The organism is Fodinibius roseus (assembly GCF_900129315.1).
GTDB lineage: Bacteria > Bacteroidota > Rhodothermia > Balneolales > Balneolaceae > Fodinibius > Fodinibius roseus.
This window is the reverse complement of sequence record NZ_FQUS01000006.1, coordinates 135,740-152,335: the sequence shown is the minus strand read 5'-3', so window position 1 is coordinate 152,335 and position 16,596 is coordinate 135,740. Positions and strand designations below refer to the sequence as shown.

Here is a 16,596-nt window from a genome sequence, read left to right as displayed (position 1 = left end):
CCGGTCAGCGGCGTTGAAGATAAAAATAGCGTGCCGGACGCAGCGGAGTACCTTTCCGCTGCTATTTTTCCTTCGCCTTGCTGAAGTACAAATTTCTTGGTAAAAAATCCGGGCTAACCCACAGAATTTTCTTTTCGCTGCGTGGCACCCGTGTGTAAACAGTGCGTTTTCCGAAAGAGAGAATACGGACCCGTCAAAAAAAGTAAAACTTTTGTAATTAGATTTCGTATAACTACTCGTTGGCTTTCTTTTTTGATGAATCATTATTATTGTTGATAAGTACTATTTAGATAATAATTATAATGAGCGGTACGATCTTCAGAATTGATACAGTATTAGTAGGGATATTCTTTTCAGGAGTATGTTCTCTAATTTTTTTATGACATCACAAGGCAAAAAAATACAGTATGGCTTTTTTAAAGAATAAAAAATATCTCTATTTGAGTGGCGCAATAGCCCTGTTATTTATCTTTTGGTTTGCGTTCGGAAGCGAATCCAGCGAAGCTCCGGCTATCTATACGGCTCCTGAACGGGGCACGTTCGAAGTTAATGTAACGACAACAGGCGAATTGCAGGCTAAAAATTCCACGAGCATACGGGGACCGGAGGGGATACGGGAGTTTCGGATTTATAGTGTACCTATACAGCGGCTGATTCCTGAAGGGACGGTGGTTGAAAAGGGAGATTTTGTCGCTGAGCTCGACCGCTCGGAAATTTCCAGTAATTTGCAGGATGCGCAACTGGAACTCGAAGAAGCCGAATCGCAATATGAAAGCGCCCAGCTCGACAGCACGCTTAATCTTTCTCAGGCCCGCGATAATCTGATCAACCTGGAGTATGCCGTGGAAGAAGCCCAGATCGCGGTAGAACAATCGCAGTACGAATCGCCCGCGGTGCAGCGACAGGTACAGATCGAATATGAACGAGCACAGCGGGAACTGAGTCAGGCCCGCAAAAATTACAAGACGCAGGTCCGCCAGGCCGAAGTGAACCTCCGGGAGATTGAAACCGATTTAAAGCAGGAACAAAGAGAAGTGCAGCGCATCCGGGAGGTGATGGAGAAGTTTACCATTTATGCTCCCGAAAACGGAATGGTCATCTACAAACGGAACCGGGATGGGACCAAAGTTACCGAGGGAAGTTCCATCAGCGCCTGGGACCCGGTCGTGGCCGAGCTCCCCGATTTTAGCGTGATGAATTCTGAGACCTATGTCAATGAGGTGGATATTCAGAATATAAGATCCGGTCAAAGGGCGGATATAGGGCTTGACGCCATGCCGGAAAAACAGTTGACGGGCCGGGTCACCAGCGTAGCCAATATCGGGGAGCAGCGCCCCAATTCCGATTCCAAGGTGTTCCGGGTGACCATAGAGATAAATGAAGCCGATACAACCTTGCGTCCCGCTATGACCACCAGCAACACCATTAATGTCAGCAAGCTGCAGGATGTACTATATGTGCCCCTGGAGACGATTCATACGGTTGATTCCCTGAACTTCGTGTTCAAAAGAGACGGGTTGAATGTGACTATGCAACAGGTAGTCCTCGGATTGATGAATGACAATGATGTGGTGATCAGGGAAGGTATTTCGCTTGATGATGAACTCTTTTTATCCACGCCGGCCGATACGTCGGGCATTCCAAAAACCTACCTGCCGGCGGAAGTGCGGGAGCAGTACGACGAGGAAGAATTGAAATCGGATCCGCTGGAAGATACGAAGGAATTGACGCCTGATGAGGAGAACCCGGAAACAGAGGAGCGACCTATTGAGCAATCGGGACCGGATAGTAGCGCCGGACGCAGTTCTCAGTAAACAGGAAGATTTTCACAAGCATGCCAACTAAGTACAGAGTGAAATAACGTTGCTTCAAATTATTTTATATAACCTTGATATTGCTCTCGACGCGATCCGGCAGAATGCCATGCGGTCCTTTCTGACCTCGCTCGGTATTATTTTTGGCGTTGCCTCCGTCATTGCCATGCTTGCCATAGGCCGGGGCGCCCAGGAGGAGGTTTTAAGCCAGATGAAGCTGCTGGGCACGAATAATGTGATTATTGAACCGGTGATTCAACAGGTTGAGGGGGAGGTATCCAATGCTTCTTCCCTGGCAGAAAAACAGCAAAAGTATTCCCCCGGTCTGACGCTCGCAGACATGGAAAGTATCAAAGAACAGATTCCTCAGGTTGAGAATGTGAGCCCTGAAATAATTTATGAGACTTCCTTCATCCGGGGCGGCCGATTGCGATCGGGAAAGCTCGTAGGCGTAAATGATCATTATTTCGGGATCAATAACTTTGAAATTGCCGAGGGCAATATATTCAAGGATGTTCAGCTTACGAATGCAGATCCGGTTTGTGTGATCGGTTCGGACGTGAAGACCCGTTTTTTTGCGGGTGAAGACCCCGTGGGACAAAAAATTAAGGCGGGGAATACCTGGCTGACCGTCACAGGAGTGCTGAAAGAGCGGGAAATGAGCACGGAAAACATTCAGAACCTGGGAATTCGAAACTACAATCTGGACATTTATGTCCCTGTAACGACGGCGCTTTTGCGGTATAAAAACCGGGCGATGGTGACGGGACGGGAGATTCAGCAGGCTGCTGCGGAACGCAATAGTAATAACAGCAGCAGTAATAATAATGGGAATTCATCGGCCGGCAGCGGCAATAACTATCACCAGATCGATAAAATGATCGTACAGGTGACCGATACCCGGTACAGCGTGCCGATCGCAGAAATTGCCCGCAAGATGCTGCAGCGCCGGCATAATACGGTTATTGATTTTGAGGTGATTGTCCCTGAGCTTCTGCTCCAGCAGGAGCGCCGGACCCAGGAAATTTTCAATATTGTTCTCTCCTCTATTGCATCCATTTCCCTCATCGTGGGGGGCATCGGCATTATGAATATTATGCTGGCCTCGGTGGTAGAGCGCTACCGGGAGATCGGCGTACGGCGCGCCGTGGGAGCGCATGAGCGGGATATTCAGCTGCAGTTTTTAACAGAGGCGCTGGCCATCAGCATCTCCGGAGGGATCATAGGTATTATGTTGGGTATTGCCTTTAGTTACATCATAGAGCTAACAGCGGGCGTTGCAACCATTGTTACGCTGAGCTCCATTTTTATCTCATTCGGAGTCGCAATGGCGATTGGGGTGATCTTTGGTTTCTTCCCCGCACAACGAGCCGCAGAACAAGATCCCGTACACGCACTCAGACATGAATAGATATAGATATAACAATCGACTTTTCATCTGTACAATCTTCATTTTTTTCTTCCTTGGAACGCATACGATCGAGGGTCAGAGCCGGCAATCGAATGATGTGGGTACGCTGTCGCTCCAGGAGTGTATAACCATTGCCCAGGATCAAAGCGCTATTGCCAATGCAGCGCGGTATGCCCTGGTTTCCAGTAAATGGGAGTACGAGTCGTTTGAGGCCGACCTGTTGCCCAGCCTGTCCCTCTCGGGCGATGCGCCGGGGTACAATAAGTCTATTTTCTCCAATGTTTTGGATAACGGGCAAGTTACCTTTTCGTCGCGCACACAGTCGGAGGCCTCGGCATCATTGTCCATCAATCAAAATATCTTACCTACCGGTGGAAACCTTTCTCTTTCCACAGGACTCACACGGCTGGGAATTTTCGGAAATGAAAACACTTACCTTTGGCAAAGTACGCCGCTGGTCGTCGGATTGAGTCAGCCTCTTTTCCAGTTCAATAATTTAAAATGGAGAAACAAAACCGAGCCTCTGCGTTACGAAATTGCCCAAAAGCAGTTTGTGGAGGAGATGGAAGATATTGCCCAGACGGTAACACAACAGTTCTTTGATGTATACCTGGCTAAAATTAACCGGGAGAATGCCGAATTTAACGTCGCCCGAAATGACTCTATTTATCAAATTTCACAGGGCCGCTACAATGTGGGAAGTATCGCGGAGAATGATCTGCTGCAAAGTGAACTGGCTTTGCGAAATGCGGAATCTTCGCTGACGACGGCCCGCATCGAGTATGAACGGGTGCTCAATGACTTCAAAATTTTGCTGGGCTATCCCACGGATGTTACGCTCGACCTGGAAGAGCCGGAAGAGCTGCCGGAGATATCGGTCGATGTATCAAAAGCAAAACAGCTGGCAATGGAAAACAACAGTGAATCGCTTAGCTATCGGCTGAATGAAATCCAGGCCGAGCGGAATTTGGCGCAGGCCAGGAGCGAAGCCGGCTTTGCGGCCACGTTAAATGCCAATTTTGGCCTGAACCAGTCGTCGGAAAATTTTGGGGATCTGTATAATAATGCGCAAAACCGTCAGTTTGTGACCGTGGGATTTGAAGTGCCGATTTTCAATTGGGGAAAACGCCGCGCCCAGGTTAATTCTGCACGAAACCAGCAGCAAGAGGTAGCAAACAGTATTGACTTTCAGCGCCGGCAATTTATCCAGGAGGTGGAATATACGGTGAGCCAGTTTTTGCAGCTGCGCGGGCAGGCCCTGATTGCCGCCCAGGCGGATACGATTGCCCAGCGACGCTACGAGGTGGCCCAAAATCGATATCTGATCGGAAAAATCGATATCACCAACCTTTTTATTGCCCAGGAAGAGAAAGATTCGGCCCGGCAGGCGTACATTCGAGCCCTGCGAACGTTTTGGACGGGCTGGTATAATCTCCGGGCCCTGACCCTCTATGATTTCCAGAACGACCAGCCTATTACGTACGAGTTTTAGAGACCTTTGCAAAACCGTTGTGTTGCCCACCCTTTATATTTCCGCTATTTCAACACCCTCACCTGTAGTCTACTATATACTGTGGTGTTAAAATCACTCAGGGATTGGTATTGAAAAAAACTGGGTTTTTAAAGCTTTCTTTTAGTTACTGGTATCCTTCCGTTCAGGTGTTTTTTGGTATTGATCATCTCTTGTGGACGACTGGGAATACAAGTCGTGAACAAAAGCAATAATTAAAGGTAATAGGGCCGGGAAGTGTAGATGATGAGGGTAAAGCCAGGACTGACGAATCCGCACCCAAATTACTATTAACCGATAACCAATACCTATAGCTGTATGTAAAATTCACTGATGTGGTTTGCTATTCGGTAACATTTTTCTAAATTAGGTACTCAATTTAAACTGTTGAACAAAAAAATGGCTTTATGAGTAAGGATAAGAAAAAGAGTACAGGGGAAACGGAAGCGAATGGGATCTCAAGGAAAAATTTTTTGAGCACTTCGGCAACAGCTGCTGCTGGTTTTTTCGTCGTACCCCGTCATGTATTGGGTGGGCCAGGATATAAGGCCCCGAGCGACCGGCTTAATATCGCCTGCATCGGGGTAGGCGGCATGGGGGCAAGCAATACGAATTCGTTGGCAGAACTGGGAGAAAATATTTATGCCCTCTGCGATGTGGACCAGGATTATGCGGCAGATACCTTATACAGCTATCCCAAGGCCAAGCGCTACGTCGATTTCCGGGAAATGCTGGAAAAGGAAGATGAAATTGATGCGGTGATGGTAGCCACCCCGGATAATACCCACGCGGCCATTGCTATTTATGCCATGGAGCGGGGCAAGCATGCCTTTGTACAGAAGCCTTTGACGCGGACCATCTACGAAGCACGACGGATGGCCGATGTCGCCGAGGAGACAGGCGTTGCGACTCAGATGGGCAACCAGGGTCACGCTTTTGAAAGCACCTACAAGATTATAGAATATATCCGGCAGGGAGCCATCGGAGAAGTCTCGGAAGTTGACTGCTGGACCAACCGTCCCATGGGCTACTGGCCGCAGGGTGCCGACGTACAGGAGTCTGACAAGATGCCGGTCGTTCCCTATACGATGCACTGGGATCTCTGGGTGGGCCCCTCGCCCTACCGTCCCTATGATCCCGGGATCGCTCCTTTTGCCTGGCGCGGGCGCTGGGACTTCGGTGCGGGGGCGCTGGGAGATATGGGAGCCCATATCATGGACCAGCCGTACTGGGCGCTCGACCTGGGGATGCCGGAGCAGGTACATGCCAGTTCCACTCCTTTTAACAACGAGGCCTTTCCGCTCGGTTCATCGGTCCACTATACCTTCCCGTCCACGGGCGACCGGGGCCCTGTCAAACTGAACTGGTACGACGGCGGATTACTGCCGCCCCGCCCCGAGGAGCTGGAAGACGGCAAGCCACTGGGAGCCAGCGGCGGGGGAATGATCTTCCATGGTTCGGAAGGGAAGCTGATGGCCGATGTATACGGACAGAATGCGCGGTTTATTCCCGAATCGGATATAAACGATATCGGTGAGCCGGAAAAGACGATGGAACGTTCCCCGGGCATCCATGAAGAATGGGTGAATGCAGCCAAGGGCAACGGAACGACTTCCTCGAATTTTGAATATGCGGCCGCTCTTACCGAGACCATGCTGGTCGGTAACATGGCGATCCGTTTCAAGGATGCCAATACCAAGCTGCAGTGGGATGCCGACAATATGCGGGTCAGAAATCTGCCGGAAGCCAATGAATGGCTAGATGAACGAAATGATTTCCGCATCGGCTGGAGGGAAATAATCGGTTAGCCCCGGCCTCCCGGAGATTGATCCGGGATAAAGCGGCTGTTGCAATTATTGTGAAAATGCCCGGTCCATTCAAAGGATCGGGCATAGTTGTTTTACCGGGGGGCATTGAAGTGATGCCCGGTGCAATTAACGCATCTATAGTTAGACGTATTTTTTCCTGGTTCACCTTTGCTTTATCCGGGGCCAAATTACTGGGTAAGAATCCGGCTTAAGAGGTTATCCCTCAGGAGTATTTCGGTAAAAACTCAAAAAACCGGGCAGAGGTTTGAATGCCACGGTAGAAATCCTTGAGCGCAAATTTCTCGTTCGGCGAGTGGATGGCGTCGCTGTTGAGCCCGAAGCCCATCAGGATGGATTGGGCCCCCAGGAGCTGTTGAAAATCGGCGACGATGGGAATGGAGCCGCCTTCGCGGGTAAAGAGCGGTTCACGCCCGTATACCGCTTCAAAAGCGTCTGCCGCGGCCTGTAACCCGTAAAAGGAGAGATCCGTTATCGCCGGTTGTCCCCCGTGATGTTCGGTGACCGTTACGGAGACCGTATCGGGGGCCAGGGATTCTACCTGTTCAGCAAAGAGCCGGGCGATTTTTTGGGGGTCCTGATCCGGGACCAGCCGCATGCTTATTTTGGCACCGGCGTTGGAGGGTAATACGGTTTTGGCCCCTTCTCCCTGGTATCCGCTCCAGAGTCCGTTGACATCGAGGGTGGGACGAGCGGTGGCCCGTTCCAGGGTAGAGTACCCTTTCTCCCCGTGCAAAGCGTCCACTCCCAATGTTTTTTTATAGGCCGACTCGTCAAAAGGAAGCTGCCGGTAAGCCTCTCGTTCTTCGTCTGTCAGATCCTTGACGTCATCATAGAACCCCGGGATCTGTATTATGCCGTCCTTATCTTTCAGCCGGGCGATGATCCCGGCCAGCACATTGGCGGGATTCTCAACGGCCCCGCCGTATACCCCGGAATGCAGATCGCGGTTGGGGCCTTCTACTTCCACTTCCATGTACGCCAGCCCGCGCAGGCCATAGGTGATGGAGGGGGTATCTTCGGCAAACATCGCCGTGTCGGAGATAAGGACCATATCGCAGGCAAGCAGTTCTTCGTGGGCTTCGATAAACGGCACCAGGTGGGGAGAGCCGATTTCCTCTTCCCCTTCAAAAATAAATTTAATATTGACGGGGAACGATTCCCCGGAAGCCAGATAAGACTCCACGGCTTTGAGGTGCGTAAATGACTGTCCCTTGTCGTCGCTGGCCCCCCGTGCGTAGATATTGCCGTCGCGCACGGTGGGTTCAAAAGGGGCCGTTTTCCAAAGCTCCAGCGGGTCGGGGGGCTGTACATCGTAATGGCCGTAGACCAGAACCGTCGGATGGGCTGGATCCGTCGTTAATTCTCCGTAAACGATGGGATTGCCGTCCGTTTCAAAGAGCTCGGTCCGGTCCATATTCAGCGACTCCAGTTTGTCCAAAAGAAACCGGGCAGCGTCACAGATATCGTTTTTATGTTCGGAGCTGGTACTGATGCTCGGAATGCGTAAGAACGCAAAGAGCTCTTCCCTGAAGGTTTCTTTGTTGGCGTCAATATAATCGGTTATCGTAGACATAAAAATAAAGGCTGATTTACAAGGGCTTATTTGATAGAGGGCTTTGCAAAACCGGTCTTTTCCCCAATGTCGGTGTTATCGGTCGGTTGAAATTCTCACATATGGGCAATATGCTGCGATTCCAACCTCCCTCTGGCCTTGACCTTGAACAAAATTTCTGGTTTTTCAAAGGCCTCTCATAGTATGTTTAATAATGAAGCTGCATCATCATCTTCTTCATAACTCTATCTATCGTTCGCGTTCGAGGTTCAGGCAGTGCCAGGACCCATTATACTCCGGGTTGTCGCGCAATAAGGATATTATGACCAGTTCATGTTTTAAAATAACGAACACCCATGGCTGCCACGAGGCTTAGCGCTATTGCGTGGCTTACTCGGGAGAACTACGGGTTAGAGTATCATGATCTCTTTCGTAGGTATCCACCCGTACAGGCCGTTGCTCATGCGAACATAGCTCCATTCAGGTTGTGCATTGCTGCGTTTGTGATCAACAGTAAAGGTATAGCCCTCAAAAGCCTGGCTGACCAGCGAAGCATCTTCCCGGGGGGTTTCAGCCACCGGAGCATCTTCGGTCACCATGACCGCAACACTGTAGCGGTTGCTTACATACTGTGTATAAAAGGCAGTGGCCATAATGGCGACAGCAAGTCCGACGATTGTAAAGCTTATGGTCTTTACCGCCCGTGGGAGCCCTCGTATAAACCAGCGGGCTATAAAAAAAAGAATCCCCATATTAAACAGGATGAGTCCGGCTCCCAGCAAGGTCCGTGCACCTATATTGTCTTGCAGCCAGTGGGTCGCAACATCCCAGGGCAGCTTCGGAAGGATGGCTGACTGATGGCTGAATTGTTTGTTAATATAATCCAGCATCTGTTCGGCTCTGGTTGCTGTTTCTTCAAATTGAGACGATTTTAGATAATAATATTTGGCCTTTCCGAGAGAATCTACCCGCTGGTAGGCAATCCCGAGGTTCAGAAAAAGCGCACCGGACAGGTTTTGCTGATTTTCAAGCTGTTGGTACCGCTGGACGGCCTCCATATTCTGACCGGAGCTCAGCAACTTGTTGGCTTCGTCAAACAGGGCCTGTGGACGCTGTTGAGCATCGCCCGACACAGGGATAGCTCCACAAAGAAAAATCAATAGCAATATCCGTTGTAGCAATGATCGTTCCACAGTTATAATACTTTTTTCAATTTCTCGAGGGTGCTTTGAGCTAAACCAACGTGTGATTTCAGATATTCATGGGTAGCCTCCGGAGCGTAGCTGATAGAAGCGCATTTATCCAGCAGCATGCGGATATTTTTAACGAGTTCGGCATCGATATCATTCTGTTTTAAGGCCTGGAGGTAATCCTCGTTGGAAAGACCGGCTTCGGGAAGATTCAACCGGTCGCCGATAAAGCCGGTGATCGCTTTTTGCAACATGTTATAGGCTTGTTTGATATGTCCCTGCTCAGAAAGGTCCACGGCCTGGTTGAGCCGGTCGGCAGCGGTACCCGAGGCTTTTTGGGATCGGGCAAAGGCACGATCATTGGTCATCCGGTCGAAGTAGCTCTTTTGCCAGTAAGCAATCGCCAGCAAACACAGCGGAACGAACAAGCCGGCCCAGAACCACCAGTATGATACCAGGGGGGCCTCTTCAAGGGTTGTCCAGCTTGCGAGACCTGTAACGGGACTTACAGGCAATGATCCGCGGGGATCTTGTTGGACTATGTTCTCGGGGTTCGGCCGTACGGTAAAATGCAGCGCGGGCAAGGTTTGGGTGATGTATGCATCCCGTTCCGGATCGAAATAGGCCACTTCTTTTTCAGGTACCGTGTATTCACCGGCGGAGCGGGCGATGACCACATCCGTAAATGTTTTGGTGCCGCTGATACGGCGATTGCCTCTGTTCAGCTCCGAAGCCTCCTGCGGTTCATAGACCTCGAGTCCCTCGGGCAGCTCATATTCGGGTTTTGAAATCAGCGGTATGTTGCCGGTCCCGCTAACCCGGGTCGTAATTTCAATAGATTCTCCCTCTGTCGCCTTATTCGTACTTATTTCCCGGCTGATATTATAGGAACCGACTGCACCAAAATAAGTGTCGTCCTCAGGAGAGGGCAGCGATTGAACATCCAGTGTTACTGGGTCACTTTCCAGTTCTATTTGCTGCTGGTTGCGGCCCATGCCGCCAAAAAAGCTGCTGAACGGGTCATCACGAGACCTGCTTGTAGAGCGGACCGAAACGATGATCTTGTAGGGACTTACTTTCAGGGTGCCGCTTTTTGTCGGAAAAAGCGCAAACTGCAGAAGGCGTGCCTTGCGGTAGCGAACACCGTTGATGATGGTCGTATTTGCCTGGGGGCGCTCCCTGTTGTTAAGCTCCTCTTTCCAGAAGCCTTCTGCTTTCCAGCCCGGCACCGGCTGGTATGAGTTGACTTCCAGTCCATCCTGAAAATACAAGACGACGTCCGAAATGATCTGCTGTCCGGTAACCGGTTGATTATCCGAAACTTCCAGCTGTACAAACATATCAGGCTGTTGTTCGTCTTGGGACTTCGCCGATTCATTGCGGTTAATAATGGATACCTCAATAGGGTCGGTAGTAAACTCTTCGCCATCGATCGTGACGGAAATGGGGGGAATCCGATGATCGCCCTCCCGCTGGGCGATCAGCTGGTAGCTATAGGTATAGGAGGTGCTGCTTTGCCCGTTGACATACCGGTAGCTTCGTGAAGTAGACGGGGTATTACTGAGAAGACGAAACCCATCCTGAAAGTTGGGCAAAGAGGGACGGGAAACATTGTTGAAGTCTCCACTTATTCGAATGGAAAGCTGAATACGCTCTCCGGTATAAATCGTTGTTTCCGAAACCGTAGCCTCTACGGAGACCTCAGGCTGTGCCAACGCATGAGGAGGAAATAGTCCGATTAGCGCTACGGCAGAACAAATTGCACAAAAGAAGCTACCAATCTTTTTCATTCGTATTCTTGCTGGACTTCATTTTTTGTTTTTTGAATTCCTGGAGCAGGTCTTTTTCCTTTTGCTCCAGCGCTCTCAGGATTTTTTCAGCCTCGGCCTGACTGATGTTACTTTGCCGGGGCTGTTGCCGCTGGTCCTGTTGATTTTGATCCTGTCGGTTCTCTTGATTTTGCTGGTTTTGCTGATCCTGATCCTGGTTTTGATTTTGGTTCTGCTGGTTCTGCTGGTTCTGCTGGTTCTGCTGGTCTTGATTTTGATTCTGCTGTTGCTGCTGATCCTGATCCTGTTGATTTTGATTCTGCTGATTCTGTTGGTCTTTATTTTGATTCCCGTCTTGTTCCTGCTGTTCTTGTTTCTTTCTCCGGGCTAATTCATAGTTGTGTTTGGCATCTTCGTCACCGGCCATGTAGCGCAGTGACCGCTTGTAATACTCCAGTGCCTGATCCCATTTTTTCGCTTCCGCCAGGATATTGCCGATATCATAATTAGCCATGGCACGCCGCTCGGCGTCATTCGTCATATTCTTGAATTGTTCAAACGTACGGATCGCTTCTTCGCTGTTGCCCGCCTTGGCCTGGGCACTTGCGAGATTGTAAAACAATTTCGGATTGTCGGGTTCAGCATCAATCGCTTTTTTGAAAAGAGCAACAGCTTTCTCATACTCGCCGTTATCATAGGCTTCATTTGCCTTGCGGGCCTCTTCGGGGGCAAGACCCATCAAAAGAAAAGCCGCCACGGTTACAAGAATAATTCTCATCATAGGATTTTTGTATGGATGTTTATTAAATAATATAACAGATTCCTCACCCGGTACCGGGCCTAATCCATTTGTTCAGCAATAGCTAACGTTTCATCATCCATTTTCATATTCGTAAAAACATTGGATACGTCGTCGTTGTCCTCAAACTTATTCATCAGCTTAAAGTTTGATTCCGCTACCTCCGTATCAGCCTTGACTTCCGTCATGGGGATTCGAATAAGCTCGGCAGATTCGATATCATATCCCCCCTCTTCCAGTTCGTCTCTGACCTCATACATCGTATCGCGTGCCGTAGTGACGTTGAAAAAGTCGCCGTCTGTGTCTATTTCTTCAGCACCGGCATCAATGGCATTTAGCATAAACTCCTCCTCATCGTGCTCTCCCGGGGCAATACCGATCATGCCCTTCTGCTCAAACAGGTAGCCGACCGAGCCGTCCGTGCCGAGATTACCCCCGTGGGAGGTAAAAATATGGCGAATATCCCCAACGGTGCGGTTATAGTTATTCGTGGTCACTTCAATAAAGTAAGCAATGCCCCCCGGGCCGTAGCCTTCGTAGGTGGCATCTTCATAACGACCATCCCCCTCGTCAAGTTCGCCCGTACCCTTTTTAATGGCTCGTTCAATATTATCTTTGGGTACATTATCGCTCTTTGCGTTATTTATGGCCGTATCGAGCCGGGGATTCATCTCGGGGTCGCCGCCGCCTTCGCGGGCAGCTACCGATATTTCGCGAAGGTGCTTATTGAATATTTTCGCTCTTTTTTTGTCTTCTTTGGCCTTTTTATGCTTTATATTAGACCACTTGGAATGTCCTGCCATAAGGTTACATGCTTGTTGAAATAGTATGACAAAGGTGAAAATGGATCCACGTTTTGTGCAATCTTCTAAAAGTCTGTAATATAAGAGATAGCTGGCTTTACACCTAATATCGAGGCCGGGAAATGGGGAAGGACAAATTTTTGTTAATCAATCAAAAGTGGTAAAAAATCATTATTATAGCGTTGACCGGTAACGTAAACAGCAGAAAGGATATATAGCATGAATATTGGAATTGTGTGTTATCCCACTTTCGGGGGCAGTGGTGTGGTGGCAACGGAGCTGGCCAAAGAATTGGCTCACCGGAATCATAATGTGCATATCCTCAGCTACGACCGGCCGGCCCGTCTGGATACGTTTCAGACCAATATTTCCTATCACGAGGTGAACATGAACACCTACCCGCTCTTTGAATATCCTCCCTATGATCTGGCGTTAGCTAATCAGATGGCCAACCTCATTGAGTACGAAAAGATCGATGTGTTGCATGTTCATTATGCAGTTCCGCATGCAACCAGCGCCTACCTTGCCAAACAGATTTTGGGTGAAAAGGCCGCGCACGTCCCGCTGATTACGACGCTTCACGGTACCGATATTACGATTGTGGGCAGTGATCCCAGTTATAAGAGCGTCGTCGATTTCTCTATTAACCAAAGTGATGGGGTAACGGCGGTTTCGGAATTCCTGAGAGAAGAGACCTATAATCGTTTTGACATCAGGAAAAAGATAGAGGTTATTCCTAATTTTATTGATCTCAAGCGATTTAAAAAATCCAATAAAAACCACTTTAAACGCGCCATCTGTCCCAATGGCGAAAAAGTGGTGGTACATGTTTCCAATTTCCGGGAGGTCAAGCGGGTGCCGGAAGTGGTGAATGTATTTCACCGGATACTGGAAAATGAGATCGACGCCAAGCTGCTGCTGGTGGGCGACGGACCCGATCGTCAGCGGGCTGAGAAACGCTGCCGTGAGTTGGGCATCTGCAATCATGTCCGTTTCCTGGGTAAGCAGGACCAGGTGGAGGAAGTGCTCTCCATTGCCGACCTGTTTCTCATCCCCTCCGGCTCCGAGACGTTTGGCCTGGCGGCCCTTGAGGCGATGAGCTGCAGCGTGCCGGTAATCAGTTCCAATATCGGCGGGTTGCCTGAAGTCAACGTTCATGGCGAGACCGGCTATCTTTGTGACCTGGACGATACCGACTGCATGGCAAACTATGCTGTTGATATTTTACAGGATAGATCACTGCACGAGCAAATGGCCCGCAATGCCCGCAGGCAGGCCGAGCGTTTTGAGATGGGCAAGGTCGTGAGTATCTACGAGCAGTATTATGAGACGTGCAAGGAGGAGCTTCAAAAGCAGATGGCATAGTATTTTATGTTCTGCTATAGCTTTTATGGGGGATATTCTGCTCTTCAACCGGCCAACGACAACGATGGAATATATCGGCGCCGCCACTGTGTTGTCAGGTATTTATATAGGGTCGACCGGTTTATATAGGGGCGACCGGTAAAAAAATGAGTGAGGCAGGAATCTATTCTCGCTGGCTGTCTTAAATGAGCTCTTTGAAAATCCGTGCTCAGAACCATTTTTTGGGATGTGTAATTCTGATTCGGCGACCCATCATTTGTTCCACCATTCGGCGGAACGCCTCCAGATATTTTCCGAACTTCAGGGAGATTCTTTTTCTGAAGGTCATATATTCCGGAAAATGACTGGGACTCAGGTCCGGTTCCACTCCTTCGAGTTCGTTCAGCCACTGCTCGTCTTCTTCGTATCCGAAACGGATCAGGTCTTCCGTAAGGGAGCCGTGCAGTTTCAGCTGTCCCGCAATACGTTCTTTATGATCCCGCCAGCGGCCCACACTTGTCGGTTGGATGGGACGCACCCCGCTGAGGGCTTTTTGGGAGGAATCCGAAACGGAAGCCGCTTCATGGTATTTGCTGAAAGGCACCTTCTTTTCCAGAAAGGGGATCCTGGCGGACAAGAGGTCTTGTACCTCATCGGGATCGGATACAAAAGATTCATACCGTATGAGGATAAATCCGGGGTGGCCCTGCAGACGCCCCGCCTCTCTGCTGTACATTTTCCAGTAGCGGAGACTGGCCCAGTAGCGATCAGGGTCTTTCTTGTGTTTGCTGCAAACAATATCCCTGGGATCGCGCAACATACAGATGACATACAGATCGGGGTCAACCCGCAGGCTGGGTCCCGCTATCATGACATCTTTCGGGTTTTTGGTCAGGAAAATATCCGGATGACCGGGCGCACGGGTAAATAATCGATCTTCATGCGTGGTATAGTAATCGACATGGTAACACGTCTTAATGGCTTCTGCCATGAGTGTGGTCCCGGTGCGGGGACTTACCCCGACGATATGGATTCTTTTCATGATGCAGGATCAGGCCGCCAGCACGTTGGATACTTCTTCCGCTGCTTCCTTGAGCAGAACGGCAGAGATAACATTCAGATCTGAATTGTCGATGATCTCTTTGGCTTCCTCGGCATTGGTACCCTGCAGGCGGACAATAATGGGGACGTCCTGCACCTTCTCAGCAATTTCAGGGTCTTTTACGGCCTCAATTACTCCATTGGCCACGCGGTCGCACCGCACGATACCGCCAAAGATATTAATGAGAATCGCCTTCACGTTTTTATCTTCCAGGATGATACGAAACCCATTTTTGACTGTTTCCACATTGGCACTGCCGCCCACATCGAGGAAGTTGGCCGGCTCACCGCCCGAGAGTTTAATGATATCCATGGTAGCCATGGCCAGTCCGGCTCCGTTGACCATGCAGCCCACATTGCCGTCCAGCTTAATATAATTCAGCCCGTATTCGGAGGCTTCCAGCTCAACCGGGTTTTCCTCCGATTTATCGCGCAGTTCAGCAATATCGCTGTGACGGAAAAGCGCATTATCGTCGAAGGTCATTTTGGCATCGAGCGCCATCACATCCCCGCCCGGGGTAAGTACCAGCGGGTTGATTTCCACCAGGCTGGCGTCGGTTTCTTCGTAGCAGTTATACAGCGCCATGATAAACTTCACGGCCTTTTTGAAGGCATCGCCTTCGAATCCGAGGGCGTACGCCAGGTGACGCGCCTGGTTGTGCTGCAGCTGCATGCCCGGTTCCACCCATTCCTTCACAATCTTTTCGGGCGTTTCTTCAGCTACTTTTTCAATTTCAACACCCCCTTCCGTCGAAACCATGATCACGTTTTTGCTCTTTGACCGGTCGAGCAGAATACCCAGGTAAAACTCCTGTTCGATATCCACCCCGTCCGTGACGTAAATGCGGGTGACTTCCTGCCCCTCTTTTCCGGTCTGTACCGTAACCAGCGTATCGCCAAGCAGCGATTCGGCCGCCTCGCGCACTTCCTCAAGGGTATCGCAGAGAATGACGCCGCTCGCACCGCTGTTTTTGGTCTTCCCTTTTCCGCGTCCCCCGGCATGGATTTGCGCTTTGACAACAAACAGGCCGGCGCCATTGTCTTTCATCTCCCGGGCAGCTTCAACAGCCTTGTCCACCGTTGTAGCGGATACGCCCGCGGGGACAGCTACATTGTATTCTTTTAATAATTCTTTGGCTTGGTACTCATGGATTTTCATAACGACAATCTGTAAGGTTAATAGTTACTGCAAATTATACGCCGGTCTGTAAGCCTGTCGGACTTGGCAAAATCTACTGCGAGTCCGTCGGCTTTGGCCGGATTCCGAGCTCTTTTTTTAAACAGACCCACTATTCGCCTCAAAAGACCCCGGAAATATGACTCAAACCGTCTGGCTTTCGTCACGACCCTCAACGTCCGACAGACTCCTGGCGGGACTGATTTATCAAATTCAGTCGCTTAATATAATAAATGAATGGCAAGAAATTCAGTGAGATATACAATTAGCCCGGATTTCCTCACCAGGCAATCTGTA

12 protein-coding genes are annotated in these 16,596 nt (G+C 49.9%); 5 read left to right on the top strand and 7 right to left on the bottom strand.

Annotated elements, in window-relative coordinates:
* Nucleotides 1-407: 407 nt before the first annotated feature.
* The 4 genes from BUB16_RS07305 to BUB16_RS07290 all read left to right on the top strand — a co-directional run bounded on the left by BUB16_RS07305 (nt 408) and on the right by BUB16_RS07290 (nt 6,543).
* Entirely contained in the window at nt 408-1,814 is a 1,407-nt protein-coding gene (locus tag BUB16_RS07305; RefSeq protein WP_073061546.1) for an efflux RND transporter periplasmic adaptor subunit, read from the top strand.
* A gap of 49 nt (nt 1,815-1,863) precedes the next feature.
* Nucleotides 1,864-3,225 carry an ABC transporter permease gene (locus BUB16_RS07300; protein WP_073061544.1) on the top strand — a complete coding sequence of 454 codons (1,362 nt, stop codon included), beginning with the start codon at nt 1,864-1,866 and terminating at the stop codon, nt 3,223-3,225.
* Nucleotides 3,218-4,717: a TolC family protein gene (locus tag BUB16_RS07295; RefSeq protein ID WP_073061542.1), complete on the top strand. Its 1,500-nt coding sequence runs from the start codon at nt 3,218-3,220 to the stop codon at nt 4,715-4,717. Before BUB16_RS07300 ends, BUB16_RS07295 begins: the two co-directional genes overlap by 8 nt.
* 425 nt (nt 4,718-5,142) lie before the next feature.
* Nucleotides 5,143-6,543 (top strand): Gfo/Idh/MocA family protein, encoded by a 1,401-nt coding sequence (locus BUB16_RS07290; protein WP_073061539.1) that lies wholly within the window; start codon nt 5,143-5,145, stop codon nt 6,541-6,543.
* A 223-nt stretch (nt 6,544-6,766) separates the two neighbouring features.
* On the opposite strand, the gene BUB16_RS07280 is transcribed toward BUB16_RS07290, so the two are convergent.
* The 5 genes from BUB16_RS07280 to BUB16_RS07255 all read right to left on the bottom strand — a co-directional run bounded on the left by BUB16_RS07280 (nt 6,767) and on the right by BUB16_RS07255 (nt 12,677).
* Entirely contained in the window at nt 6,767-8,137 is a 1,371-nt protein-coding gene (locus BUB16_RS07280; protein WP_170864315.1) for a dipeptidase, read from the bottom strand.
* A gap of 389 nt (nt 8,138-8,526) precedes the next feature.
* Nucleotides 8,527-9,309, bottom strand: coding sequence for a hypothetical protein (locus tag BUB16_RS07275; RefSeq protein WP_170864314.1), 783 nt, complete (start codon nt 9,307-9,309; stop codon nt 8,527-8,529).
* 2 nt (nt 9,310-9,311) lie between these two features.
* Nucleotides 9,312-11,096: a BatD family protein gene (locus tag BUB16_RS07270; protein WP_073061530.1), complete on the bottom strand. Its 1,785-nt coding sequence runs from the start codon at nt 11,094-11,096 to the stop codon at nt 9,312-9,314.
* Nucleotides 11,080-11,856 carry a tetratricopeptide repeat protein gene (locus BUB16_RS21065; RefSeq protein WP_084088105.1) on the bottom strand — a complete coding sequence of 259 codons (777 nt, stop codon included), beginning with the start codon at nt 11,854-11,856 and terminating at the stop codon, nt 11,080-11,082. The genes BUB16_RS07270 and BUB16_RS21065 overlap by 17 nt, the downstream gene beginning before the upstream one ends.
* A 59-nt stretch (nt 11,857-11,915) precedes the next feature.
* On the bottom strand, nt 11,916-12,677 hold the full coding sequence (locus BUB16_RS07255) for a YebC/PmpR family DNA-binding transcriptional regulator (RefSeq protein WP_073061527.1): 762 nt from the start codon (nt 12,675-12,677) through the stop codon (nt 11,916-11,918).
* 219 nt (nt 12,678-12,896) lie between these two features.
* Between BUB16_RS07255 and bshA the strand changes: the two genes are divergently transcribed.
* Nucleotides 12,897-14,042, top strand: a complete 1,146-nt coding sequence (bshA, locus tag BUB16_RS07250) for an N-acetyl-alpha-D-glucosaminyl L-malate synthase BshA (protein ID WP_073061524.1) — start codon at nt 12,897-12,899, stop codon at nt 14,040-14,042.
* Nucleotides 14,043-14,250: 208 nt separating this feature from the next.
* Here bshA and BUB16_RS07245 read toward each other — a convergent pair whose 3' ends face one another.
* Nucleotides 14,251-15,063, bottom strand: a complete 813-nt coding sequence (locus BUB16_RS07245) for a sulfotransferase family protein (protein ID WP_073061522.1) — start codon at nt 15,061-15,063, stop codon at nt 14,251-14,253.
* Between the two features lie 9 nt (nt 15,064-15,072).
* Nucleotides 15,073-16,281 carry an ADP-forming succinate--CoA ligase subunit beta gene (gene sucC, locus BUB16_RS07240; RefSeq protein WP_073061520.1) on the bottom strand — a complete coding sequence of 403 codons (1,209 nt, stop codon included), beginning with the start codon at nt 16,279-16,281 and terminating at the stop codon, nt 15,073-15,075.
* Between the last annotated feature and the right edge of the window lie 315 nt (nt 16,282-16,596).

Coding starts and splice junctions, on each gene's coding strand:
- BUB16_RS07305 (WP_073061546.1), top strand. CDS start 408: ATGGCTTTTTTAAAGAATAAAAAATATCTCTATTTGAGTGGCGCAATA.
- BUB16_RS07295 (WP_073061542.1), top strand. CDS start 3,218: ATGAATAGATATAGATATAACAATCGACTTTTCATCTGTACAATCTTC.
- BUB16_RS07290 (WP_073061539.1), top strand. CDS start 5,143: ATGAGTAAGGATAAGAAAAAGAGTACAGGGGAAACGGAAGCGAATGGG.
- BUB16_RS07280 (WP_170864315.1), bottom strand. CDS start 8,137: ATGTCTACGATAACCGATTATATTGACGCCAACAAAGAAACCTTCAGG.
- BUB16_RS07270 (WP_073061530.1), bottom strand. CDS start 11,096: ATGAAAAAGATTGGTAGCTTCTTTTGTGCAATTTGTTCTGCCGTAGCG.
- BUB16_RS21065 (WP_084088105.1), bottom strand. CDS start 11,856: ATGATGAGAATTATTCTTGTAACCGTGGCGGCTTTTCTTTTGATGGGT.
- BUB16_RS07255 (WP_073061527.1), bottom strand. CDS start 12,677: ATGGCAGGACATTCCAAGTGGTCTAATATAAAGCATAAAAAGGCCAAA.
- bshA (WP_073061524.1), top strand. CDS start 12,897: ATGAATATTGGAATTGTGTGTTATCCCACTTTCGGGGGCAGTGGTGTG.
- BUB16_RS07245 (WP_073061522.1), bottom strand. CDS start 15,063: ATGAAAAGAATCCATATCGTCGGGGTAAGTCCCCGCACCGGGACCACA.
- sucC (WP_073061520.1), bottom strand. CDS start 16,281: ATGAAAATCCATGAGTACCAAGCCAAAGAATTATTAAAAGAATACAAT.